The sequence below is a fragment of the Terrabacter sp. AAH1 genome (genome assembly GCF_054456855.1).
In genome coordinates this window covers 67,376-88,910 of record NZ_JBTJJV010000013.1, presented here as the reverse complement: position 1 = coordinate 88,910, position 21,535 = coordinate 67,376, and the positions used below count along the sequence as shown (strand labels likewise).

General features: G+C 72.7%; 23 protein-coding genes, 1 tRNA gene and 1 riboswitch. Of the genes, 11 read left to right on the top strand and 13 right to left on the bottom strand.

Features of this window, described 5'->3' with window-relative positions:
- The first annotated feature begins 415 nt into the window (after nucleotides 1–415).
- From eno to ACXR8F_RS17455, 5 genes are all read left to right on the top strand, one after another.
- Nucleotides 416–1,717, top strand: a complete 1,302-nt coding sequence (gene eno, locus ACXR8F_RS17475) for a phosphopyruvate hydratase (RefSeq protein ID WP_458802381.1) — start codon at nucleotides 416–418, stop codon at nucleotides 1,715–1,717.
- Between the two features lie 5 nt (nucleotides 1,718–1,722).
- Nucleotides 1,723–2,451: an FtsB family cell division protein gene (locus ACXR8F_RS17470; protein ID WP_458802379.1), complete on the top strand. Its 729-nt coding sequence runs from the start codon at nucleotides 1,723–1,725 to the stop codon at nucleotides 2,449–2,451.
- A 108-nt stretch (nucleotides 2,452–2,559) separates the two neighbouring features.
- On the top strand, nucleotides 2,560–3,168 hold the full coding sequence (locus tag ACXR8F_RS17465) for a DUF501 domain-containing protein (protein ID WP_458802377.1): 609 nt from the start codon (nucleotides 2,560–2,562) through the stop codon (nucleotides 3,166–3,168).
- Nucleotides 3,161–4,135, top strand: coding sequence for a Ppx/GppA phosphatase family protein (locus ACXR8F_RS17460; protein ID WP_045187706.1), 975 nt, complete (start codon nucleotides 3,161–3,163; stop codon nucleotides 4,133–4,135). The genes ACXR8F_RS17465 and ACXR8F_RS17460 overlap by 8 nt, the downstream gene beginning before the upstream one ends.
- A 9-nt stretch (nucleotides 4,136–4,144) precedes the next feature.
- The gene (locus ACXR8F_RS17455) at nucleotides 4,145–5,536 is read left to right on the top strand and encodes a hypothetical protein (RefSeq protein WP_458802375.1); all 1,392 of its coding nucleotides are present in this window, start codon (nucleotides 4,145–4,147) and stop codon (nucleotides 5,534–5,536) included.
- Between the two features lie 27 nt (nucleotides 5,537–5,563).
- On the opposite strand, the gene ACXR8F_RS17450 is transcribed toward ACXR8F_RS17455, so the two are convergent.
- From ACXR8F_RS17450 to ACXR8F_RS17430, 5 genes are all read right to left on the bottom strand, one after another.
- Nucleotides 5,564–6,307, bottom strand: a complete 744-nt coding sequence (locus ACXR8F_RS17450) for a hypothetical protein (RefSeq protein ID WP_458802374.1) — start codon at nucleotides 6,305–6,307, stop codon at nucleotides 5,564–5,566.
- The gene (locus ACXR8F_RS17445) at nucleotides 6,304–6,918 is read right to left on the bottom strand and encodes a hypothetical protein (RefSeq protein ID WP_458802373.1); all 615 of its coding nucleotides are present in this window, start codon (nucleotides 6,916–6,918) and stop codon (nucleotides 6,304–6,306) included. The genes ACXR8F_RS17450 and ACXR8F_RS17445 overlap by 4 nt, the downstream gene beginning before the upstream one ends.
- The gene (locus tag ACXR8F_RS17440) at nucleotides 6,915–7,616 is read right to left on the bottom strand and encodes a hypothetical protein (protein ID WP_458802371.1); all 702 of its coding nucleotides are present in this window, start codon (nucleotides 7,614–7,616) and stop codon (nucleotides 6,915–6,917) included. Before ACXR8F_RS17440 ends, ACXR8F_RS17445 begins: the two co-directional genes overlap by 4 nt.
- A 19-nt stretch (nucleotides 7,617–7,635) precedes the next feature.
- Nucleotides 7,636–9,243 (bottom strand): polyprenol phosphomannose-dependent alpha 1,6 mannosyltransferase MptB, encoded by a 1,608-nt coding sequence (gene mptB, locus ACXR8F_RS17435; RefSeq protein ID WP_458802369.1) that lies wholly within the window; start codon nucleotides 9,241–9,243, stop codon nucleotides 7,636–7,638.
- A gap of 191 nt (nucleotides 9,244–9,434) precedes the next feature.
- A tRNA-Leu gene (locus ACXR8F_RS17430) sits at nucleotides 9,435–9,509 on the bottom strand.
- 162 nt (nucleotides 9,510–9,671) lie between these two features.
- On the opposite strand from ACXR8F_RS17430, the gene ACXR8F_RS17425 reads away from it, so the two are divergent.
- Entirely contained in the window at nucleotides 9,672–10,553 is an 882-nt protein-coding gene (locus ACXR8F_RS17425) for a Bax inhibitor-1/YccA family protein (RefSeq protein WP_045187692.1), read from the top strand.
- Between the two features lie 52 nt (nucleotides 10,554–10,605).
- Nucleotides 10,606–10,881, top strand: coding sequence for a hypothetical protein (locus ACXR8F_RS17420; protein ID WP_458802367.1), 276 nt, complete (start codon nucleotides 10,606–10,608; stop codon nucleotides 10,879–10,881).
- A 115-nt stretch (nucleotides 10,882–10,996) separates the two neighbouring features.
- Here the strand turns inward: ACXR8F_RS17420 and ACXR8F_RS17415 are convergent, their stop codons facing one another.
- Nucleotides 10,997–12,220, bottom strand: coding sequence for an acetyl-CoA C-acetyltransferase (locus ACXR8F_RS17415; protein WP_045187688.1), 1,224 nt, complete (start codon nucleotides 12,218–12,220; stop codon nucleotides 10,997–10,999).
- 213 nt (nucleotides 12,221–12,433) lie between these two features.
- Between ACXR8F_RS17415 and ACXR8F_RS17410 the strand changes: the two genes are divergently transcribed.
- Nucleotides 12,434–13,189, top strand: coding sequence for a hypothetical protein (locus tag ACXR8F_RS17410; protein ID WP_045187686.1), 756 nt, complete (start codon nucleotides 12,434–12,436; stop codon nucleotides 13,187–13,189).
- Nucleotides 13,190–13,255: 66 nt separating this feature from the next.
- Here the strand turns inward: ACXR8F_RS17410 and ACXR8F_RS17405 are convergent, their stop codons facing one another.
- Nucleotides 13,256–14,431: an SGNH/GDSL hydrolase family protein gene (locus ACXR8F_RS17405; RefSeq protein WP_458802365.1), complete on the bottom strand. Its 1,176-nt coding sequence runs from the start codon at nucleotides 14,429–14,431 to the stop codon at nucleotides 13,256–13,258.
- A 166-nt stretch (nucleotides 14,432–14,597) separates the two neighbouring features.
- Between ACXR8F_RS17405 and ACXR8F_RS17400 the strand changes: the two genes are divergently transcribed.
- Nucleotides 14,598–15,968: a cystathionine beta-synthase gene (locus tag ACXR8F_RS17400; protein WP_045187684.1), complete on the top strand. Its 1,371-nt coding sequence runs from the start codon at nucleotides 14,598–14,600 to the stop codon at nucleotides 15,966–15,968.
- 90 nt (nucleotides 15,969–16,058) lie between these two features.
- On the opposite strand, the gene ACXR8F_RS17395 is transcribed toward ACXR8F_RS17400, so the two are convergent.
- Nucleotides 16,059–16,631 (bottom strand): HhH-GPD-type base excision DNA repair protein, encoded by a 573-nt coding sequence (locus tag ACXR8F_RS17395; protein WP_458802363.1) that lies wholly within the window; start codon nucleotides 16,629–16,631, stop codon nucleotides 16,059–16,061.
- Between the two features lie 12 nt (nucleotides 16,632–16,643).
- Nucleotides 16,644–17,381: an IMPACT family protein gene (locus ACXR8F_RS17390; protein WP_458802362.1), complete on the bottom strand. Its 738-nt coding sequence runs from the start codon at nucleotides 17,379–17,381 to the stop codon at nucleotides 16,644–16,646.
- Between the two features lie 61 nt (nucleotides 17,382–17,442).
- On the opposite strand from ACXR8F_RS17390, the gene ACXR8F_RS17385 reads away from it, so the two are divergent.
- The gene (locus ACXR8F_RS17385) at nucleotides 17,443–17,976 is read left to right on the top strand and encodes a hypothetical protein (protein WP_458802361.1); all 534 of its coding nucleotides are present in this window, start codon (nucleotides 17,443–17,445) and stop codon (nucleotides 17,974–17,976) included.
- Nucleotides 17,977–18,001: 25 nt separating this feature from the next.
- Here ACXR8F_RS17385 and ACXR8F_RS17380 read toward each other — a convergent pair whose 3' ends face one another.
- The 4 genes from ACXR8F_RS17380 to ACXR8F_RS17365 form a co-directional block, all read right to left on the bottom strand.
- Nucleotides 18,002–18,379: a fluoride efflux transporter FluC gene (locus ACXR8F_RS17380; RefSeq protein ID WP_045187677.1), complete on the bottom strand. Its 378-nt coding sequence runs from the start codon at nucleotides 18,377–18,379 to the stop codon at nucleotides 18,002–18,004.
- Nucleotides 18,376–18,777 (bottom strand): fluoride efflux transporter FluC, encoded by a 402-nt coding sequence (locus ACXR8F_RS17375; RefSeq protein WP_458802360.1) that lies wholly within the window; start codon nucleotides 18,775–18,777, stop codon nucleotides 18,376–18,378. Before ACXR8F_RS17375 ends, ACXR8F_RS17380 begins: the two co-directional genes overlap by 4 nt.
- Before the next feature lie 71 nt (nucleotides 18,778–18,848).
- Nucleotides 18,849–19,391 carry a universal stress protein gene (locus ACXR8F_RS17370; protein ID WP_458802358.1) on the bottom strand — a complete coding sequence of 181 codons (543 nt, stop codon included), beginning with the start codon at nucleotides 19,389–19,391 and terminating at the stop codon, nucleotides 18,849–18,851.
- A gap of 71 nt (nucleotides 19,392–19,462) precedes the next feature.
- A riboswitch (Fluoride riboswitch) is annotated at nucleotides 19,463–19,539 on the bottom strand.
- 7 nt (nucleotides 19,540–19,546) lie between these two features.
- A complete protein-coding gene (locus ACXR8F_RS17365; RefSeq protein ID WP_458802356.1) occupies nucleotides 19,547–20,236 on the bottom strand; it encodes a sirohydrochlorin chelatase in 690 nt (229 codons plus the stop codon).
- 208 nt (nucleotides 20,237–20,444) lie between these two features.
- Here ACXR8F_RS17365 and cobA point away from each other — a divergent pair, with 208 nt between their 5' ends.
- Nucleotides 20,445–21,485, top strand: a complete 1,041-nt coding sequence (gene cobA / locus ACXR8F_RS17360; RefSeq protein WP_045187674.1) for a uroporphyrinogen-III C-methyltransferase — start codon at nucleotides 20,445–20,447, stop codon at nucleotides 21,483–21,485.
- Nucleotides 21,486–21,535: the final 50 nt, after the last annotated feature.

Sequence of the window (21,535 nt, the reverse complement as noted above, 5' to 3'; positions counted from 1 at the left end):
TGACAACACCCCACCCCCGGCACCCCTCGGTGCCCTAGCCACGTAGAGCTCCACCCCCCCGGATGGTTAGTTGGAGTATGCCTCGGTCTGGTCAGCGATTGGTAAGGAAAGAGTAAAAAACTTTGGACTGTCCGATGTGTGGCTTTCGTCCACGGCCCGAGCTGAATGACCGTCGTCCGGCGGTCTCGCGTGGCTACCCGCCCGTATGCCGGGTCGCTCCGTCCGGCGCCCGACGCCACGGGCTACGCTCGATCCCGACACCTGTGCTCGGTGTGCGCCCGGTTCGCAACGTCGCGTCCCGCTCGCACCAGCCGAAGGCCGCCGAGCACCCCGGACCCATCCACCCCCTGCTCGTCGAGCTGGCCGGGCCAACCCGGCAGCGCGCCAGCACGAGCAGCACAGCACAGGAGAGCCAGTGGCCAGCATTGAGGAGATTGGCGCCCGCGAGATCCTGGACTCGCGCGGCAACCCCACCGTCGAGGTCGAGATCCGTCTCGACGACGGCACGTTCGCTCGCGCGGCCGTCCCGTCGGGCGCCTCGACCGGAGCCTTCGAGGCGTCCGAGCGCCGCGACGGGGACAAGGGCCGCTACCTCGGCAAGGGCGTCGAGCAGGCCGTCGACGCCGTCATCGAGGAGATCAACCCGCGCCTCGTCGGCTTCGACGCGAGCGAGCAGCGGCTCATCGACGCCGAGATGCTCGCCCTCGACGGATCGGCCAACAAGGAGACGCTCGGCGCCAACGCGATCCTCGGCGTCTCGCTCGCCGTCGCGCACGCCGCCGCCGAGTCCGCCGGCCTGCCGCTCTTCCGCTACGTCGGTGGCCCGAACGCGCACGTGCTGCCCGTCCCGATGATGAACATCCTCAACGGTGGGTCGCACGCCGACTCCAACGTCGACATCCAGGAGTTCATGATCGCGCCGATCGGCGCGCCCACCTTCCGCGAGGCGCTGCGCTGGGGCACCGAGGTCTACCACGCGCTCAAGAAGGTGCTCAGCGAGCGCGGCCTCGCCACCGGCCTCGGCGACGAGGGCGGCTTCGCCCCCAACCTCGAGTCCAACCGGGCTGCCCTCGACCTCATCCTCGAGGCGATCAAGGCCGCCGGCTACGAGCCCGGCCGCGACATCGCCCTCGCGCTCGACGTCGCGGCGTCCGAGTTCTTCGAGGACGGCTCCTACGCGTTCGAGGGCGCGAGCAAGTCGGCCGACGAGATGGTCGCCTACTACGCCGAGCTCGTCGACGCCTACCCGCTCGTGTCCATCGAGGACCCCCTCAACGAGGACGACTGGGACGGCTGGAAGTCCATGACCGACCTGCTCGGCACCAAGGTGCAGCTCGTCGGCGACGACCTGTTCGTCACCAATCCCGAGCGCCTCGGCCGCGGCATCAGCAGCAACACGGCCAACGCCCTTCTCGTCAAGGTCAACCAGATCGGCACGCTCACCGAGACGCTCGACGCGGTCACCCTCGCGCAGACCAACGGCTACCGCTGCATGATGAGCCACCGTTCCGGCGAGACCGAGGACGTCACGATCGCCGATCTCGCCGTCGCGACGAACTGCGGCCAGATCAAGACCGGCGCCCCGGCCCGCTCCGAGCGCGTCGCGAAGTACAACCAGCTGCTCCGCATCGAGGAGGAGCTCGACGACGCCGCGGTCTACGCCGGCGCCGGCGCGTTCCCGCGCTTCGAGGCGAGCCGCTTCGGGTCGCAGGGCTGAGCCCGATGGCCGACCGCACGCCGTCCCGCCCGGGTCGCCCGTCGTCGACGGGCCGCCCGGGCGGCGGCGCGCGCCCGGCCGCCGCGCGTCCCTCGGCCCCGCGCAGCACCCCCCGTTCGTCGACGGGTACGGGCAGCACCCCCGCGGCCGGCGCTCGTACCGGTTCGGGACGGTCCACGCCCCGCACGGGTGCCGCCAAGGCGTCGGGCACCCGTCCCGGCCAGTCCCGGCCGGGTGCCTCCCGGCAGAGCCGACCCGGTGCGGGCAAGGAACGCCCGGCGCTCGCCGCCCGCCCGCGCACGCCGCAGGCCACGCCGCCGTCCGCGTCGACGGCCTGGGTGCGTGGAGCGATCCTCCTCGGCATCGTCGTCATGCTCGCCGTGACGATCGTGCCGACCCTGCGTTCGCTCGTGCAGCAGCGCGGCGACGCGGCCGCCTTGCAGGAGAAGGTGGCCCAGCAGCAGCAGACGGTGCAGCAGCTCGAGCGCGAGGCCGCTCTGTGGAAGGACCCCGCCTTCATCGAGGTGCAGGCGCGCGAGCGACTCAAGTTCGTGCGCGTCGGCGACCGCGCCTACACCGTCATCGACCCCGCGGCCAACGAGAAGAGCGCGCCGGCCGCCGAGCGTCCCGTCGTCGCAGCACCCCTGGCCAACTCCTCGGCGCCCTGGTACGGCAAGGTGTGGCAGTCGGTCCAGATCGCCGACCGACCGACCGCAGGCGTCGCGCGCAAGTGACCACGGCCGGCTGCCACCCCCGGGTGGCGCCGGAAGGAGCACACTGGTGCGGCACCGGTCCGAAGGCCCAGCAGCCAGTCCCAGGAGTGAACCCCAAGTGAGTGCCGAGTGAGCGACCCCGCACGTCCCTCCCGTCCCGCCGTCGACCCCGTCGACCCCGCCGACCTCACCGCCGTGGAGCGGCAGCTGGGCCGGACGCCCCGTGGCGTGGCCGAGGTGGCCCACCGCTGCCCCTGCGGCGAGCCCGACGTGCTGCGCACCGAGCCCCGCCTGCCCGACGGCACACCCTTCCCGACGACGTACTACGCCACCTGCCCCCGCCTCACCGGAGCCATCAGCACGCTCGAGACGAGCGGGGTCATGAAGGAGATGACCGAGCGGCTCGGGCACGACAGCGAGCTCGCGGCGGCCTATGCCCGGGCCCACGAGCACTACCTCGCCCAGCGCGCCGAGCTCGGTGACGTGCCCGAGATCGACGGCATCTCCGCCGGGGGCATGCCGACGCGCGTCAAGTGCCTCCACGTGCTCGTCGGACACTCGCTCGCCGCGGGCCCGGGCGTGAACCCGCTCGGCGACGAGGCGCTCGCGATGCTCGACGACTGGTGGCAGCCGATGTCGTGCGCGGCCCAGCACGCCGCCGAGGACACCACCGACGCCGCCGGCGACACCACCGGGGACACCGCCGGCACCGCCGCGACGGGCCGCGCCGATGGCTGAGGGCACCGTGCGCGTCGGCGCGATCGACTGCGGCACCAACTCGATCCGCCTGCTCGTCGCCGACGTCGACCCGTCCACCGGCGCCCTCACCGACATGCGACGCCAGATGGAGATCGTGCGGCTCGGCCACGGTGTCGACCGCACCGGGGTCATCGCCCCCGAGTCCATGGAGCGCACTCTCGCCGTCACGCGTGAGTATGCCGCCGCGTGCCGAGAGCTCGGAGCCGCAGCCGTCCGCTTCGTGGCCACCTCGGCCTCCCGCGACGCGAAGAACGCCGCCGACTTCATCGAGGGCGTGCGCACCGCCTTCCAGGAGCACTACGGCGACGAGGTGTCTCCCGAGGTCGTGTCCGGCGACGAGGAGGCCGCGCTCTCCTTCGCGGGAGCGACGGGCGGCCTTGCGGCGCAAGGTGTCCCGGGTCCGTATGTCGTGGTCGACCTGGGTGGGGGATCGACCGAGCTGGTCCGCGGCACCGAGCACGTCGAGGCCGCGCGGTCGGTCGACATCGGTTGCGTGCGCATGACCGAGCGCCACCTCGTCAGCGACCCGCCCTCCGCGGACGAGATCGCCGCGGCCACCCGTGACATCGACGCGGCGCTCGACGTCGCGGAGTCCACGGTGCCCCTCGAGGGGGTCTCGGCCCTGGTGGGCCTCGCCGGCAGCGTCACGACGATCACGGCGCACCTGCTCCGCCTGCCGGCATACGACCCCGAGCGCATCCACCTCAGCCACGCCCCGGTGGCCGACGTGCTCGCCGCGTGCGACGACCTGCTCGCGATGACCCGTGCCGACCGGGCGGCGCTGCCCTACATGCACCCCGGCCGCGTCGACGTCATCGGCGCCGGCGCGCTCGTGTGGCGGCGCGTCGTCGAGCGCGTCGCCGACCGGGCGGGGATCGCCGAGGTCATCACCTCGGAGCACGACATCCTCGACGGCATCGCCCTCAGCGTCGCGCGCCGACCCTAGACTGCGCCCGTGGACAGGGTGTGGTCAGGGGTGCGCGACGCCTCGTCGGTGGTGGTCGACGGCCTGCGACTGGCATGGCGGCACCTTCCGGTCCTGCTCGTGCTCTTCCTGTTCGGTGCGGCCGTGCGCGGAGGCGTCATCTGGGCGGCCGTGGAGGTGAGTGACCAGCACCCGTTGGTCGCGCAGCTGCTGCTGCCGCTGGCCCCCATCGGCACGCTCGCCGCGATCATCTTCATGCTGCGCACGCTCTCCCCGTCGCTGCGGCACGCGAGCTTCGCGACCGCCCCGGCCACCGGTGACGCGAATGCCGGTGCAACCACTCGGCAGGCGCGACGCCGGGGCGCCGAAGGGGGCCGGCTGGGCCTGCTGGCGAGCATGCTCGTGCCGTTCCTCACCGTCTACTCGGCGCAGGGCTTCCTCGAGGCCGACCGTCGCCAGTTCATCAACCAGGCGGCCTTCCAGGAGTTCCGGGCGAGCGCCGACCTCTTCTACGGCTCCGACACCGGGCCGATGCGTTTCATCATCGGCGAACGGGCGTTCCTGCTCGGCGTCATCGTCGTGGCGTTCGTGCTGCGCCGCCTCATCAACCGCTTCGAGCTCGCCGAGAAGCACACGGGCGTCGGCCTGTTCGCGGCCTACATCGAGATCTTCTGGCTCTTCTCCCTCGCGGTCTACGCCGACCAGCTGTTCCAGAAGTTCGCCGACTGGCGCGACTCGCGCGCGTTCACCGTCTGGGCGCTCGACGGCTGGCACCGGGTGGTGGAGGTGCTGGGCCCGGTCGGCGTGCCGGTCAAGGCGGTCGTCGACGCGGTCGCAGGCGTGCTCGCCAACGGGGCCGACCTCGTCGTCGTGCCCATCGCCTGGCTCACCGTCGGGGCCGTGGCCTACGGCCGGCGTGACCGCATCGCCGCGCCGGCCCTCAGTCCAGCCGGTGGCCCGGCATCCGCTGCGGGGGCGGGCGAGGTGCCCGTCGGCAGGTGGCGCCGGTCGGTCGACGCCGTCGCGTCGCGCACCCAGCGCGTGCCGGCCCCGGTGCGCCGGCTCGGCCGCAACGCGACCGCCGACCTGCGTGACCGCTTCCGCACCTTCGCCGACGGCGTACGCCTGCTCGTCGTCGCGGGTCTCGTGCCGATGCTGCTCTTCTGCGTCGTGTTCATGGTGGCGCGCGGCGTGCACTGGGGCGTCGGCGAGCTGCTGCGCCTCGCCCGCGGCCCCGTCGACGCCTCGACGGGCCTCGCCTTCATGCCGTGGTTCAACGTGGCTCAGATGGCCTGCTACACGGTGCTGCTCGTGGGACTCATCGCCGCCGCCGTCGACCGCATCATCTTGCGCCGCGACGAGGCGGAGGCGACAGCTGCGTTGACCGCGACGCCCGACGCGCCGGTGCCCGCGCAGGCCTGAGGCGCCGCCGACGTCGCTGGTGCGCGCTCAGCCCTCGTCGGTCGAGGTGATCGGCAGCGCAGCGAAGCGCGGCTCGTCCCACCAGACCCAGACCTCCGTGGGCCGCGCGTCCGCCGGCGTCACGACGTAGGAGTCGACGTCGTAGCCCGCCGGGCGCACCTCGTCGGCCTCGACGACCGGCTGCTCGTCCTTCGGCAGCCAGCCCGGGCCGGGGTGGTCGTCGGGCGTGCACGGCGAGAACGGCTCGGAGGCGTCGACCTCGAAGGCGCGCGACCTCGTCTCCCAGCGGGTGCCGTCCTCGTCGGCCAGGGCGAGGGTGCACCCGGTGAGGATCATGTTCGGGTCGGCCTCGACGTGCAGGGTCACCTTGTGCAGCACTGCACCCGTGGGCAGCGTCACCGGGCGTGGCTCTCCGTCGGGGCCGGGCAGGGAGTCGACGCGGGCGACCGACAGGAGCGAGAGAGCCGGGCGGATGGGCCACGCGTGGTGCCCGTCGTCGTACGCGTCGACGAAGTGGACGACGCCGGCGGAGTCGGGGCGCTGAGGCGCGTGCAGGGCGTCCTCCCACCAGAGCGTCTGCAGGCGCTCGGCGTTGCCGGCGAGAGCGGCGGCGAGGGCGATCGGCAGGAGCACGAGCCCGACCCGGTTGCGGCGCAACCAGCTGCGCCGGCTCGGGGCGACGGTCTCGCTGCCGGTCTCGCTGCCGGTCTCGCTGCCGGTCTCGCTGCCGGTCTCGCTGCCCGTCTCGCTGGCCGTCTCGCCGCTGCTCACGAGAGACCCACCAGCCCGGACGACACGGTCGCCGTGCGGCCCCGTCCCCACGAGCCCGAGGTTGCCGCGTCGACCCCGAGGTCGACGCGGGCGACGTCGTCGAGGCCCTCGTCGATGGCGTTGGTGGACAGCGTGACCGACGCGCCGGGGAGCGCGTCGCGGGGGAGCTCGATGACAGCGGTGCACTCGGCGGTGACCCCGGGCGGCGGGAACGGGCAGGTCACCCCGTCACGTCCCGACCCGATCGACGTGGCCCGGAAGACGCGGTCGTCGCCCCCGGCCACCTCGGCGACCGCGATCGTGCCCTTCTCCCGCTGCGGCTTCCAGGTGAAGTGCACGACGACGAAGACCGCCTCGGTGGTGACGGGGTAGGCGCCGCTCTCCTCGAGCGTCGTGGCGCCCTCGACCGCCTTGACGGTGAGGTCGCCCGTGCGCAGGGCGATCGGCGTGCCCACGATCCCCTCGCGGACGAAGGGACGTTGGGCCCCGGTGCCGAAGTCGGCGCCGGTCGCCGACGGGAGCAGCGCGTCGAGCGACTGGGTCACCGCGAGGCCGGCGACGACGAGGGCGCCCACGCCGAAGGTCGAGCGGCGCGGCCGCGGCAGCCTCATGAGGCCCGCCGTTCGGGCACGGCGAAGGGGCCGGTCGCCTCGACGGCGGGGTCCTTCCAGCCGAGGTGGAAGTCGAGGGTGTCCTCGCGCCACGTGTGGCCGTTGACGGCGACCGTGAGGCGCTGGGGGAGCGGCACGGCCGCTGACTGGTCCCAGAGGTAGGCCACCGTGTAGGTCACGCCCGGCTGGGCCGTGCCGAAGATCCGCTTCTCGGGCATGGTGTAGACGTACGTGGGCCGGGCCTGCGCCGCCGGCACGAGGGCCGTGTCGCGCGTGGACACGAAGCCCTGGGCTCCGTCGAGCGAGACGGCCTCGCGCAGCACGTCGTACTCGACGGTCTCGTCGGACGTGTTGAGCACGGTCGCCTCGACGACGACGAAGCGCCCTCGGGTGGGCTCGTCCGGGTAGATCCGTCGGTCGCTGTCAGCGCTGTCAGCGCTGTCGGGGGAGTCGGCGGCCTCGGGGAACGCCGTGACCCAGTACGCGTCCTTGACGGTGACGGTGAGCGGCTCGGTCTCCACGGGGACCCCGGCCGTGACGGTGCCGGCCGGGTCGGTGTCGACCTCGCGCAGGCCCCCGAAGAGCCCCGAGACGAGCAGGACGACGAGGAAGCCACCCGTCAACAGGGCCAGCGGCGGCAGGTCGAGCGCCCAGCGCCGTGCGCGCGCGACGAAGCGCTCCCCTGTCTCCCTGACCACGCGCCGATGATAGCCAGCGTCAGGCGCGTGGGAGGGCTACGGCGAGCACCGGCTCGTCGGACTGCTCGTGCACGCGGCGACGGTGGGCGCGGAGGCGGCCCGCCATCCAGAGGGCGGCCGAGACGCCGAGGGCCCACGTGCCGTTGGACACGGTGGCGTCGACGACGCCGTAGGTGACGAAGAAGAGCGTCGCGAAGACGACCGCCCGCATGTGGACCGCCGACAGCCGGACGGCCGCGAGGAGCACGCCACCCCACAGGAGGTACCACGGGTGGATGACCGGGCCCGAGGCGCACAGCACGAGCATCGCGGCGGCCGTCGCGAGCACCGGGTTGCGTGGGGCCACCCGCCACGTGATCCAGGCGATGCCGGCCAGGCCTGCGGCGAGGCCGATGGTCTGGGCGATCGGGACGGGGGCAGCGGCCACGCTCTCGGGCATGCCACCGACGCGCATGAGCCATTCGACGACGCTGCCGACGAAGGTGGGCGGCGAGAGCATCGAGCGCAGCGAGACCGGCACCGAGAGGTTGGGCACCCAGCCCCAGCCGAGACCGGTGAGCTGCGTGATGGTGGCGAAGGTGACCACCATGACGCCGCCGTGGACGAGGCCGTGGCGCACCATCGCACGCAGCCGGGCCGCGGCACCGGGTGCGAGGTCGCTCTGCGCCTGCAGGGCCATCCCGACGATGCCGATGAGCGCGAGCACGGCCGTCTGCTTGTAGGTGGCAGCGGCGGCCAGGGTCATCGACGCGACGACGAGCTGCCCGCGGCTGGCGAGGAGCAGGGCGAACGCGACGAGTGCGACCATGACGGCGTCGCCGTGGGCACCGCCGATGAAGTGCATGATGACGAGCGGGTTGAGCACGCCGAGCCAGAGGGCATGCCGGCCGCTCACGCCGTAGCGCTCCGCGAGACGGGGCAGGGCGTAGGCGAGCAGCCCGACCGCGAGTAGGGCCGGGACGCGCATGGCGACGGCGGCGGCATACGCGTGGTCGGGGAAGACCTGGACGACGGCGTGCTGCACCTGCAGCGCCAGCGGACCGTAGGGCGCGGGGGTCTGCACCCACATCGGGTCGACCTGGTCGGCGAAGGGCCCCGGCACCCAGAAGGGGCCGACGGCGTACGGGTCCATGCCGCGGGAGACGATCTTGCCCTGGGCGGCGTAGCTGTAGGCGTCGCGGCTGAAGAGCGGCGGCGCGAGCATGATCGGCAGGCTCCAGAGCAGCCACGCGAGGGACGGCGCCTTGCGGCCGTGGACCGGGCGCATCCGCAGCCAGGCGTCGACGAGGAGCGCCAGCCCGACGGCGAGCAGGACCGTGGTGACGACGCGGCCGGCGCCGGTGCCGAGCCACTCGAGGCCGAAGCGCCCGATGAGGGGCGAGACCGGCGTCTCGAACGTGTCACCGGGCAGGAACGCCGGGCTGATCGAGCCGGCGGCGACGAGCGAGGTGCCCACGGTGCCCCGGCGGACCATCGGGTCGGCCCAGCTGCGCTGCAGCGCAGCGGTGAAGCGGGCGGCGAAGTCGGCTCCGAAGTCGGCGACCGCCCCGGTAAGGGTCGGACGAGTGGTCCCACCCGTGCGTGAGGGAACAGTCGTCGTCGCCCCCGCGACACGATGCTCCAGCACCCGCTTGCTCCTTCGGTTGAGGGGACCGCGTCGCCGACGCGGCGCAGGCCCTGGAGGAGCGACGGATCAAGCCCCTGGACCTCGTTCTCGGCCGCCATTCTAGGTGGAGCGGCGTGGTGGGTGCCGAGCCACGCCCAAGGGGTGGGCGCGGCCGTTACCGAACCGTGCCCGGACGACCGTCCCTGTCCACGTACCCCCGGAGGGACTCGAACCCTCACCGTTGGCGATTTTAAGTCGCCTGCCTCTGCCGATTGGGCCACGGGGGCGCGGGCCCCAGTATGCCGTTCCGCCGTGCGGGCGACGTCCCGGCCGCCGCGTGTCCGGGGGCTCCGGGAACCTATCGGTGGGGTGCGTTCGCTTACTGTTGGGGACAGTCGTCACGCCCATGAGCGGGTCGTGGCACCCAGTGCTTCGAGGAGCGCACTCACATGGCAGGTGGAAACCCGGTCTTCGACCGGCTGAACAAGCAGATCGAGAAGGAGCGCTACGCCGGTTTCGGCGCTCCCCAGGGCAGTCCGCAGCAGCCGGGCGCCCCCACGCAGGCCGCGACCACGGGTTACGCGACCCAGGACGCGATGTCCGCGCAGCAGCTCAACGACATGTACGCGCGCCAGAGCGCCGGCCCGGTCGACACCGGCCGCGTCACGCTCGACGACGTCATCATGAAGAGCCTCGGGCTCTTCGCCCTCCTGGTCGCCGCAGGAGCCGTGACGTGGGTGATGGTGTCCGGTTCGCCCGGCCTCGCCCGCCCGATCTGGCTCGGTGGCATGGTCATCGGCCTCGTGCTGGGCCTCGCGATCGCCTTCATGAAGACGGTCTCGGTGCCGCTCATCGTGCTGTACTCCGCCGTCGAGGGCGCGTTCCTCGGGGCGTTCAGCTACACGATCAACACGATCCCGAACTACAAGGGCGTCGTCCTCATGGCGGTGCTCGCCACGGCCTGCACCTTCGCCGGCATGTACGCCGCCTACGCCTTCGGCCTAGTCAAGGTGAACAGCCGCACCCGGCGCATCTTCACCTTCATGGTCATCGGCTACGCCCTCTTCATGCTGCTCCAGCTCGTGCTCCAGTGGACCGGAGTGCTGGGCGGCTGGGGCTTCGGCGGCAGCGGCATGCTCGGCATCGGCCTGTCGATCCTCGGCGTCGGCCTCGCGGCCTGGTCGCTGGCGTTCGACTTCGACTCGATCGACCACGCGGTGCGTCTCGGCGCCCCGGCCAAGTACTCCTGGCTGCTCGCGCACGGACTCATCGTGTCGGTGGTCTGGCTCTACATCGAGTTCGTCCGCCTCTTCGCGCGTCTGCGCGACTGACCGCGTGACCCCTCCGGCACCTCCTCGCGCGGGTTCGCCGACCCCGCGGGAGGTGTCCGACGAGCTCCGGCGCGTGGTCGAGCGGTGGCACCAGCTGCCGCTCGACCACGCGCTCTCGCGTATGCCGGCCGTCCGCCTCGTCGTTCAGGATCTCGCCGACCGGGTGGCGGGAGCGCGAGGGGCGCCGCCCCGGGACGTGCCGGACCTCGGCCCGGCTGTCGTGATGGACCAGCTGGCCGTCATGGTCCACGACCTGTTCGTCACCCGGCCGGGCACCGACCCGGCCACGGTCGCGGCCGATCTCGCCGGCATACGCCACTCCCTCTGACCATCGGGAAAGCGATCCGTCCGCGGTCCACGTACATCGAGAAAGCAATCCGTCCGCCCCGGATCTCGGATGAACCGAGCCCGGAGGCGGACGGATTGCTTTCTCGATGGGGGCGTCAGCTGAGGCGCTCGAAGATGACGGCCATGCCCTGGCCGCCGCCGACGCACATGGTCTCGAGGCCGAACTGGCCGTCGGTCTCGCGCAGCGCGTTGATGAGCGTGCCGGTGATGCGCGCGCCCGTGGCGCCGAACGGGTGGCCGATCGCGATGGCGCCGCCGTTGACGTTGAGCTTGTCGTAGTCCATGCCGATCTGGTCGGCCGAGCCGATGACCTGCGCGGCGAACGCCTCGTTGATCTCGTAGAGGTCGATGTCGCCGATCGAGAGCCCGGCGCGCTTGAGCGCGAGGTTGCTCGCCTCGACCGGGCCGAGGCCCATGATCTCGGGGGAGAGGCCGGTGGCGGCGGTCGAGACGACGCGGGCGAGCGGCGTGAGGCCGAGCTCCTTGGCCTTGGTGTCGCTCATGACGACGAGGGCGGCGGCGCCGTCGTTGAGCGGGCAGCAGTTGCCGGCCGTGACGGTGCCCTGCTCGCGGAAGACGGGGTTCAGGCCCTGGACCGCCTCGAGGGTGACACCGGCGCGGGGGCCGTCGTCCTTGGTGACGACGGTGCCGTCGGGCGTGGTGATGGGCGTGATCTCCCAGTCGAAGAAGCCGCGCGCGATGGCGGCCTCGGCGCGGTTCTGCGAGGTGACGCCCCACTCGTCCTGGCGCTCGCGGGAGATGCCGTACGCCGTCGCGACGTTCTCGGCCGTCTGGCCCATCGCGATGTAGATGTCGGGCAGGTCGCCCTGCTCGCGCGGGTCGGTCCACGTCTCGTTGGACTCGGCGATGCGCTTGGTGCGCTCCTGCGCCTCGGCGAAGCGGGGGTTCTGCGCATCGGCCTTGGCGCCGCCCGCGCCGGCCCAGTCGGTGTACTGCGACACGCACTCGACGCCCGCGGAGACGAAGATGTCGCCCTCGCCGGCCTTGATGGCGTGGAAGGCCATCCGGGTGGTCTGGGCCGAGGAGGCGCAGAAGCGGTTGATCGTCGCGGCCGGCGTGGCGTCGAGCCCGAGCAGCGTGGCGACGACCTTGGCCATGTTGGAGCCGTGCTTGCCCGACGGCTCGGCGCAGCCGAGGTAGAGGTCCTCGACGAGCGTCTTGTCGAGGCCGGGGACCTTGTCCAGCGCGGCCTGGATGACGGTGGCGGCGAGGTCGTCGGGGCGGACCTCCTTGAGCGAGCCCTTGAAGGCGCGCCCGAACGGCGAGCGGGCGGTCGAGACGATGACGGCTTCGGTCACGGGGGTTCTCCTGCTACTTCATCGGGAGGGATCCACTAAGCGCTTGCTCAGTCCGTCGATGGTAGGACGTCCTCGCACCTGTTGGACAGGGCACCGCCCATGACCTGTGTCTCGCCGCCACCCCGCTAGGCTGACCGGGTTGTCGGTGCTCGCCAGCGCCGGCCCGGTCCGGAGGCTCACCCGGACCTCCGACGATCAGGGGGCACCACCCACATGAAGACCTTCACGACCCGCGCCGTCGCCGTCTCCGGCGCCATCGCGATCAGCCTCGGCGCGGCCGCGTGCTCGAAGTCCGAGACCCCGGCGACCGGTTCGAGCGGCACCACGCCCGCCGCGAGCTCGTCCACCTCGACCACCTCGGCGGCGAGCGACGCCCCCGAGGCGTCCGAGATCCTCAGCAAGGCCAAGACCAGCGCTCTTGCGGCGAAGTCCGGCGCCTTCGTGGGCCAGGTCGACCAGAGCGGCAAGACGATCAAGATCGACTTCAAGGGCACGAGCGACGGCAAGAACGCCGACATCACCATCGACATGGAGGGCGACGGCAAGGCCCGTGTCATCTCCCTCTCCGACGCCGTCTACATCCAGGCCGACGCCGAGTTCTGGAAGAAGCAGGGTGCTCCCGCGTCGGTGCAGAAGGCCGGCAACAAGTTCATCAAGGCCCCGACCTCGGCCGGTGCCATGACCGAGAGCCTCAGCCTCAAGACCTTCCTCGAGAAGGCCTTCGGCGCCGTGACGCCCAGCCAGCTCGCGAAGGACGTCGCCACCGAGGACGTCAACGGCGTGCCGTGCTGGGTGCTCACCGACAAGAAGGGCAAGGCCGAGGGCGCGCTCTACGTCTCCAAGGACAAGTTCGAGGTCGTGCGCTTCACCGGCTCGTCCGACAGCCCGGGCCAGCTCGACTTCTCCAAGTGGAACGAGGATCTCGGCATCAAGGCGCCCGCCGCCTCCGAGATCATGAAGATCGGCTGACCCAGCCGTTCGCACTCCCACGAAGGGCCCGTCCGCACCACGCGGACGGGCCCTTCGCCGTCGTGGCTAGCGCGCGACGGTGTCCCGCGTCGGGCTGTCCTTCGAGGCCGTCTCATCCGAGGCCGTGTCCTCCGAGAGGGTGTCGTCGCCGGTGGGCTCGGCGGTCGCGCCCCGGACAGGACCGGCGTCCTGTCCGGCGGCGTCGACGGGGGGCGCCGCGGGTTCGCCGAGGCCGGGTGGCGCGTGCAGCGGCACGGCCGGACGGATGCGGTGGAGCAGTACGGCCCATCGGCCCTGGGCGCCACGGGCCTGCCCGTCGACCTCGGCCGGCGCGACCTCGGTGCCGGGCTGGGTGACCGCCCGCATCGCGGCCTTGGCGACGGGTCCGACGCTCTCGCCGCGCCGCAGGTTGGGCTCGGTCGGCGCGCTCCGCTCGCCGAAGAGGTCGAGCGCGGCACTGACCGTCGGGAGCAGGGCGGCCGCGACACGGGCGTAGCCGGCCGGGCTCGGGTGGAAGCGGTCCTTGCTGAACATCACGGTGGGCTCGGCGGAGAAGGCCTCGCTCAGGAGGTCGCCCACCGACACCGCCCGGCCACCGGCCTCGACGACGGCGACCGTCTGGGCGGCCGCGAGGTCTCGCGACCAGCGGCGGGCGAGCAGCCGCAGCGGCTGCGGCACCGGCTCGATGGCCCCGAGGTCGGGGCACGTGCCGACGACGACCTCGGCGCCCGCCTCTCGGAGCGACCGCACGGCCATCTCGAGGTGGCGCACGGCGACCGAGGTGTCGATGCGGTGCGTGACGTCGTTGGCGCCGACCATGATGACGGCGACGTCGGGCTCCGGCACGGCGGCCAGGCCACGCTCCACCTGCTCGTCGAGGTCGGGCGACTCGGCGCCGATGACCGCGACGTTCGTCAGCTCGACGGGCCGTCCGCTGAAGGCGGCGATCCCGCTCGCGATGGTGGCGCCGATGGTCTGGTGCGGGTGGTCGGCACCCATCCCGACCCCGGTGGAGTCTCCGAGCACGAGGAACTGCACCGCCAGGCCGTGGCCGGAGCCGTAGGTGCCGCTGTCCTCTGGAGCGCCCTCGAACGGCTGCCCGACGATCCGCCGGGCCATGTGGGCCTCGGCGCGGAGCAGGCCGTAGCCGAGGAGGCTGAGGGCTCCGAGGCCCGCCACCCCCACTCCGCCGCCGTAGGCCGCCTGCTGGGCGATCCTGCGCGCGCGCCGTGCACGCCCCATCTCGAAGGCTCCCTTCCGCTGCCGTGGTCGCTCGACCGGGTCCACCACGGTAACGCCCGGGGCCCCTGCGGCGTGCCCGGTTCGGGGTGGTTCGGGCCTCGGGCGTGTGCCCACCCGCCCACCCCGCGTGTCTCGACCAGTGGGACGCCCCTCTTAGGATGGGCGGGTGAAGTATGCAGAGAACGTCGCCGACCTCGTCGGAAACACGCCCCTGGTCAAGCTCGGCTCGGTCGTCGCCGACGCGGGGGTGAGGTGCACCGTCCTGGCGAAGGTCGAGTACTTCAACCCCGGCGGCTCGGTGAAGGACCGCATCGCCCTGCGCATGGTCGAGGCCGCGGAGCGCGACGGGCTGCTGAAGCCGGGCGGCACCATCGTGGAGCCCACGAGCGGCAACACGGGTGTGGGCCTGGCCCTCGTGGCACAGCGCAAGGGCTACAAGTGCGTCTTCGTCTGCCCCGACAAGGTGAGCCAGGACAAGCGCGACGTGCTCAAGGCGTACGGCGCCGAGGTCGTCGTCTGCCCGACGGCGGTCGAGCCGGAGCACCCCGACTCCTACTACTCGGTGAGCGACCGCCTCGTCCGCGAGATCGACGGCGCGTGGAAGCCGAACCAGTACTACAACCCCGAGGGCCCCAAGAGCCACTACCTGACCACCGGGCCGGAGATCTGGAACGACACCGACGGCAAGGTCACGCACTTCGTCGCGGGCGCCGGCACGGGCGGCACGATCAGCGGCACCGGCAAGTACCTCAAGGAGGTCAGCGACGGCGCGGTGCGCATCATCGCCGCCGACCCCGAGGGCTCCGTGTACTCCGGCGGAACCGGCCGCCCCTACCTCGTCGAGGGCGTGGGCGAGGATTTCTGGCCGGGCGCGTACGACCCGTCGGTCGTCGACGAGGTCATCGCGGTGAGCGACGCCGACTCCTTCGAGATGACGCGCCGCCTGGCCCGCGAGGAGGGGCTGCTCGTGGGTGGCTCGTGCGGCATGGCCGTCGTCGCCGCGCTGCGTGCGGCCAAGGACCTGCCCGAGGACGCCGTCGTCGTCGTGCTGCTGCCCGACTCGGGCCGCGGCTACATGAGCAAGATCTTCAACGACGAGTGGATGCACTCCTACGGCTTCCTCAACGACCACACCGAGGAGACCGTCGGCTCGGTGCTGCACACGAAGTCGGGCGACATGCCGGCCCTGGTGCACACGCACCCCAACGAGACGATCCGCGACGCCGTGCAGATCCTGCGCGAGTACGGCGTCTCGCAGATGCCGGTCGTCAAGGCCGAGCCTCCCGTCATGTCGGGCGAGGTGGCGGGGTCGGTGAGCGAGCGAGTCCTGCTCCAGGCCCTCTTCACCGGTCAGGCGCACCTCGCCGACTCGGTCGAGAAGCACATGGAGCCCGGGCTGCCGCTCGTCGGCGCCGGCTCGCCCGTGTCGGCGGCCCGCAAGGAGCTCGAGGACTGCGACGCGATCCTGGTCGTCGAGGACGGCAAGCCCATCGGTGTCCTCACCCGTGCCGACCTGCTCGGCTTCCTCGCCGACTGACAGTCACTCACGGTCGCCGACCACGTATGCCGCTGGGCTCGCTTCTGCTCGAAGCGAGCCCAGCGGCATACGGACGGAAGTTCTTGCGGCTCAGGCGTCCTGGGCTGCTTTGGCGCTGGCCTTCTTGGCCTGCTTGTACTCTCGAACCTTCAGGAGCGAGTCACCGTCGACGACGTCGGCCACCGAGCGGTAGCCGTCGAGCGCGTAGTCACCGGCTGCGGCCTCCCAGCCCTCGGGCCTCACGCCGAGCTGCTTGGCGAGCAGGGCGACGAAGATCTGGGCCTTCTGCTTGCCGAAGCCCGGCAGCTCCTGGACCCGCTTCAGCAGCTCCTTGCCCGTGGTCGCCTCGGTCCAGAGACGGGTGACGTCGCCGTCGTAGCGGCTCTCGACGAGGGCGGCGAGCTCCTGGAGGCGTGCGGCCATGGAGCCGGGGAAGCGGTGGATCGCCGGTGGCGTGCTGGCCATCGCCTTGAACTCCTCGGGGTCCGCGGCCGCGATGGCGGCCGGGTCGAGCGTGCCGAAGCGGCTCAGCACCTTGTAGCCACCGCGGAAGGCGTGCTCCATGCCGTACTGCTGGTCGAGCATCATCCCGACGACGACGGCGAACGGGTGCTCGTCCAGCACCTGGTCAGCGGCGGGATCGCCCGCGATCTGGAAGCCCATGCAGGCATGCTCTCACGCGTCTGCGCCGGGTCGGCCTCGGCTCGTGCCCTGCTCGACCCAACGTGACGGGCCCCGTGTGACCCGTGCGGATCCCGCGGTCAGGGAGGCGACCAGACCCTCGACAGCAGCCTGCACCCCCGGCACGAGCGCGAGGTGCAGCCCGAGACCCTCGGCCGTCCACTCGGCCCCGGTGACGTCGACGCCGACGTGCCCGCGCAGCGCGTTCTCGACCCGTGGCCCGTCGGCTGCGCCGACCTCGACGACGAGCCCCTCCCGCAGCTCCATGGTCAGGAGCGGTGCCTGCCCGAGGGCCGCCGCCACCGCGTCACCGTAGGCCCGGATGAGGCCGCCCGTGCCGAGCAGGGTGCCACCGAACCACCGCGTGACGACGGCGACGACGTCCGTGAGGCCGCGGCCTCGCAGCACGTCGAGCATCGGGGCGCCCGCGGTCCCCGACGGCTCGCCGTCGTCGTTGCTCCGCACGGTCGCCCCGTCGGCACCCAGCACGAACGCCGTGCAGTGGTGCCGGGCGTCCCGGGTGCCCGCGCGCACCTGCTCGATGAAAGCACGAGCGGTCTCTTCCGTCGTCGCGGGCGCGGCGTCGCACACGAACCGGGAGCGACGCACCTCGATCTCGGCCCTGGCGGCCGACGCGAGGGTCAGGTAGCTGCGTGGCGGGCTCAGCGGCATACCTTCTCTCGGGCGGGAGGACCCCTCGAGTATGCCGGCGGTGCGGGGAGGGCTCCCCATTGCGTGCCGGCACGTGGTCGGGTGAGGATTGGTCCGGTTTGCAGGGGTGAAGGGGAGTTCTGTGTTCTCGAAGGGTGCTGACGTCGACGCGCTGCGCGACTCGGCGGGACGCATGGCGTCGTTCGGCAACGAGATCGACGTCGTGCGGGCGCGCGGCCAGCGGGCGGTGTCGACGATGCAGCGGGTCTGGCAGGGGCGCGACCTCCAGCACCTCGTCGAGAGGTGGCGCCGGGTCGAGCACGACCTCACGCGCATCAGCGCCGACTTCGACCGGCTCTCGCGTCGCCTCCACGACAACGCCGACCTGCAGCACCGCTCGAGCGGGCGCCCCAGCCACTCGTCCGGCCACTCGTCCGGTCACTCCTCCCGTCACTCCTCCGGCCACGCGGTGGGGCAGCCGACCGGGGTCGGCGCCTCGTTCGTCGCAGCGGCCGGGACGCCGCAGGCGCACACCGCGACGGGCTGGGCCCAGTGGATCGGTCTCGGGCAGGCCTTCGAGCTGCAGCACGGCGTGGCCGCCGGTTGGTACCACGTGGTCCCGTCTGCAGCGGTCGGTGCCACTGCCGCCCACCAGCTCGGGTTGCCGATCCGCTGACCCCGGGCCGGGGGCGCGGACCAGCTCAGGTGAGGCCGCCCAGCCAGAGACCCAGCGCGGCGGCCGCGACCGAGCCGACGAGCGTCGCCGCGGCGTAGCCGATGCCCGTGCTCCGGCCCTCCGCCAGCCACAGCCGCACGGTCTCGACCGACGCCGTGCTGAACGTCGTGTAGCCGCCGCAGAACCCGGTGCCGAGGACGGCTCGAAGGGTCGACCCGGTCGAGTCCGGTGACCCCGCCGTGAACGCCGCGGTCAGGACACCCAGGAGCAGCGAGCCGGTCACGTTGATGAGAAGGGTGCCCAGCGGCATACGGAAGGGGTTGTGCCGGGCGACGAACGCGTCTGCGACGAAACGGGACACGGCGCCGAGGCCGCCGGCGAGGGCGAGCAGCAGCATCGTCATCGGCGAGCCCCCACGGCGTTGCGGGCGAGGCGGCGCGCGGCCGCGATGCCGGCGACAGCGGCCGCCGCACCGAGCACGACGCCGGCCGCCGCGTAGGCGACGCCGATCGCGACCGACCCCGACGTCAGGCGCTGCACCGTCTCGACGGCAAAGGTGCTGTAGGTCGTGAAGCCGCCGAGCGCCCCGGTCCCGAGCGTCAGCCGTGCGGCCCGGCGCCGGCCGGTGTCGTCTCCCGTCCGGGCGAGGGTCTCGAGCAGCAGCCCGAGCAGCAGCGAACCGACCACGTTGATGGACAACGTCATCCACGGGATCCCGCCGGCGTCGGCGGGCACGGCGTTCTCGAGCGCCGCCCGCGCGCCGGTGCCGAACGAACCGCCGACGAAGATGAGCGCCAGCAAGCCGGGATGCCGGTGCGCGGCCCGTGCCGGTCGCGCCGCCGAGGTCGTCGTCCGTCCGGGATCCCCGGCGCTCACTCCCACGGTGCCGGGCCCTCCCAGTCGACGACGCTGACCGGCACGACGACCACGGGGCGGTGCTGGCGGTGCGAGAGCTGCATCGGCACCGAGCCGTTGACGAAGTCGGCGATGCGGCGGTGGTGCCCGACGTGGGTGCCGACGACGAAGGCCGCGGCGTCGACGGCGCGCGCGAGGTGAGTCAGTGCACGGTCCGGTCGGCCGGCGAGGTAGCGGAAGTGCCAGCGAACGTCCTGGCCGTCCATCCACTCGCGCACCGTCCGGAGCAGGGCGTCCTCACGCTCGGGCCAGAGCTCGTCGTCGAGGTCGGGGTCGATCGGCAGGTGGCGGACCGTACCGTCCGGGTGCTCGACGTCGGCGTAGCGGGACGTGTCGACGTGGGCGAAGTAGATGGCCGAGGCGCCCGTCGCGCGGGCCAGCGACACCGCCGTCAGTGCGACGAGCGGTGCCTGGTCGGCGACCACGCCGACGACCAGCGGGTGACCGGCGAAGTCGGTCAGCCGCGAGGGGTCTGGCTGGGGTGGCACTCGCTGTCCCATCGGGGGTCTCCAGTCACTGGGTGACGGGCGCGGCGGCCAGGCCCGCCCGTCCTCGCGGCGACGAGCACCGCGCACGGACAGGAACCATCAGCCGGCCGGCGGTTCGGGCACTCGAGGTGACCTGGCGGGATCCATCGCCGAGCACCACCCTAGCGTCACCCGTCGTAGCGCTCGAGGACGATGTCGACGAGCTCGTCGGGGGCGGGCTCGTCGGGCACCAGGAGGGGCGGCGTGACGACGTCGGCCCCCGCCCTCGCCGCGAGGTCGGCGAAGAAGCCCGGGGCCAGCAGGTAGAGGGCCACGACGACGCGACGGCCCAGAACGCGTTGCGCCCCAATCGCATCCGCAAGTCTCGGCTCTGCAGCCGACAGGAACGCTGCGGTGACGGGTCGGCCGAGGAGGCGACCGAGCTGCTCTGCGACACGGCGGCAGTCCTCCACCGCGGACGGCTGCGACGAACCTGCTGCGGCGAGCACGACCACGTCGTCGTCGGCGAGGCCCGCGGCCTCCAGCCTGCGCCGCAGCAGCTCGGCGAGCCGGTCGTCCGGCCCCAGGGCGGGGGCGACCGTCGTGCCGGGCACCGACGCCGCGGCCTCGGTGAGGTCGACGTAGACGTGGTAGCCGGCCGAGAGGAGCAGGGGGACGAGACGGCCCCGGCACCCGTCGGCGAGCGAGGCGAGCACCGCCGCCGGTTCCGGTGGCTGGACGTCGACGTAGGCCGCGCGCACCCTGAGGTCGGGCCTCCGGGCCGCGACGGCTGCGACCAGCCCGCCGATGGCAGACCGGCCCGCGGGTGACGACGTGCCGTGGGCGGCCGCGACGAGCACAGGAGCTTCGCGGGTCATGGCGCCACTCTGTCAGGTGGCGCCGGCATCGGCGCTGGTGGCTCACGACCGAGTGGGCCGGCGTGGCAGCGGCGTGCGGTCGCACTCTCGCCCGGGGCCCGGGTGAGCCCATCGTTACCAGCGCATCGCGCGATGGAAACGCGGCTGAAACACGCGCTTCCTACCGTGGTGGGCACGCGAACCCGAGCTGCGACGGAAGGAGTCCGCCGTGCTGATCGACACCGACCTCACCGATGTCCCCGTGCTCGTCGTGGGACCGTCCGGTGCACTGCCTCCCGTCGTACGCCGCTACTCACGGGCGGGCGCCGTGGTGACCACCGCCGCCTCGTCCGACGCCGTGACCCCCCAGGCGTGCGCGGGTGTGCGCCTGGGGGTGCTCGTCGGCCCCGCCGTCACGTGGTCCGCCGCTCGGGAGGTGCTCGCGGCGACCTGCGTCGTCGTCAGCGAGACCCTCGGAGCGGAGAGCCCGTCCGGCGGTCGCGTCGTGCTCGTGGGCGCGGGTCCCGGGGGTCTCGAGCTGCTCACGCTCGCCGGGGTCCGCGCCCTCGCCGAGGCCGACGTCGTGCTCACGGACCGCCTCGCGGAGGTGGGCGACGTCGCCGCCCTCGCGCCGGGTGCCGAGGTCATCGACGTCGGCAAGCGCCCCGGTCACCACGCCGTGCCGCAGGCCGAGATCGAGCGCATCATGGTCGAACGGGCGCAGGCCGGCCTCGTGGTCGTGCGTCTCAAGGGCGGCGATCCCTACGTCTTCGGCCGGGGCGGCGAGGAGGTCCTCGCCGCGGTGGAGGCCGGGCTGCCCGTCACGGTGGTGCCCGGCGTCACGTCCGCGGTGGGCGTGCCCGGGGCGGCCGGCATACCCGTGACGCACCGCGGCGTCAGCCACGTCTTCACCGTCGTGTCGGGACACGTGCCGCTCGAGCCGCACCAGGCTGCCTCGCTCGCCACGCTGGGTGGCACCGTCGTCTTCCTCATGGGCATGCACAACCTCGTGCCGATCACCACCGCTCTCGTGCGCGCGGGCCTCGCCCCCGACACCCCGGCGGCCGTCGTCGAGCGCGGCTTCACGCCCGACCAGCGCAGCATCGTCGGCACCGTGGACACCTTGGCCGACCTCGCCTCGCGTGAGCGCGCCGCGTCGCCGGCGGTCATCGTCGTCGGTGACGTCGTGCGCCAGTCCGACGTGTGGGCGCGACGCGCGGGCGCCGAGCGGCGGGCGGGCGTGAGCCCCGCGATGGGCGCCGTCGGGTGAGCGGCGACGCGGGGCGCCCTGAGCCGGCGCCCGAGAACGAGGCGCAGGGC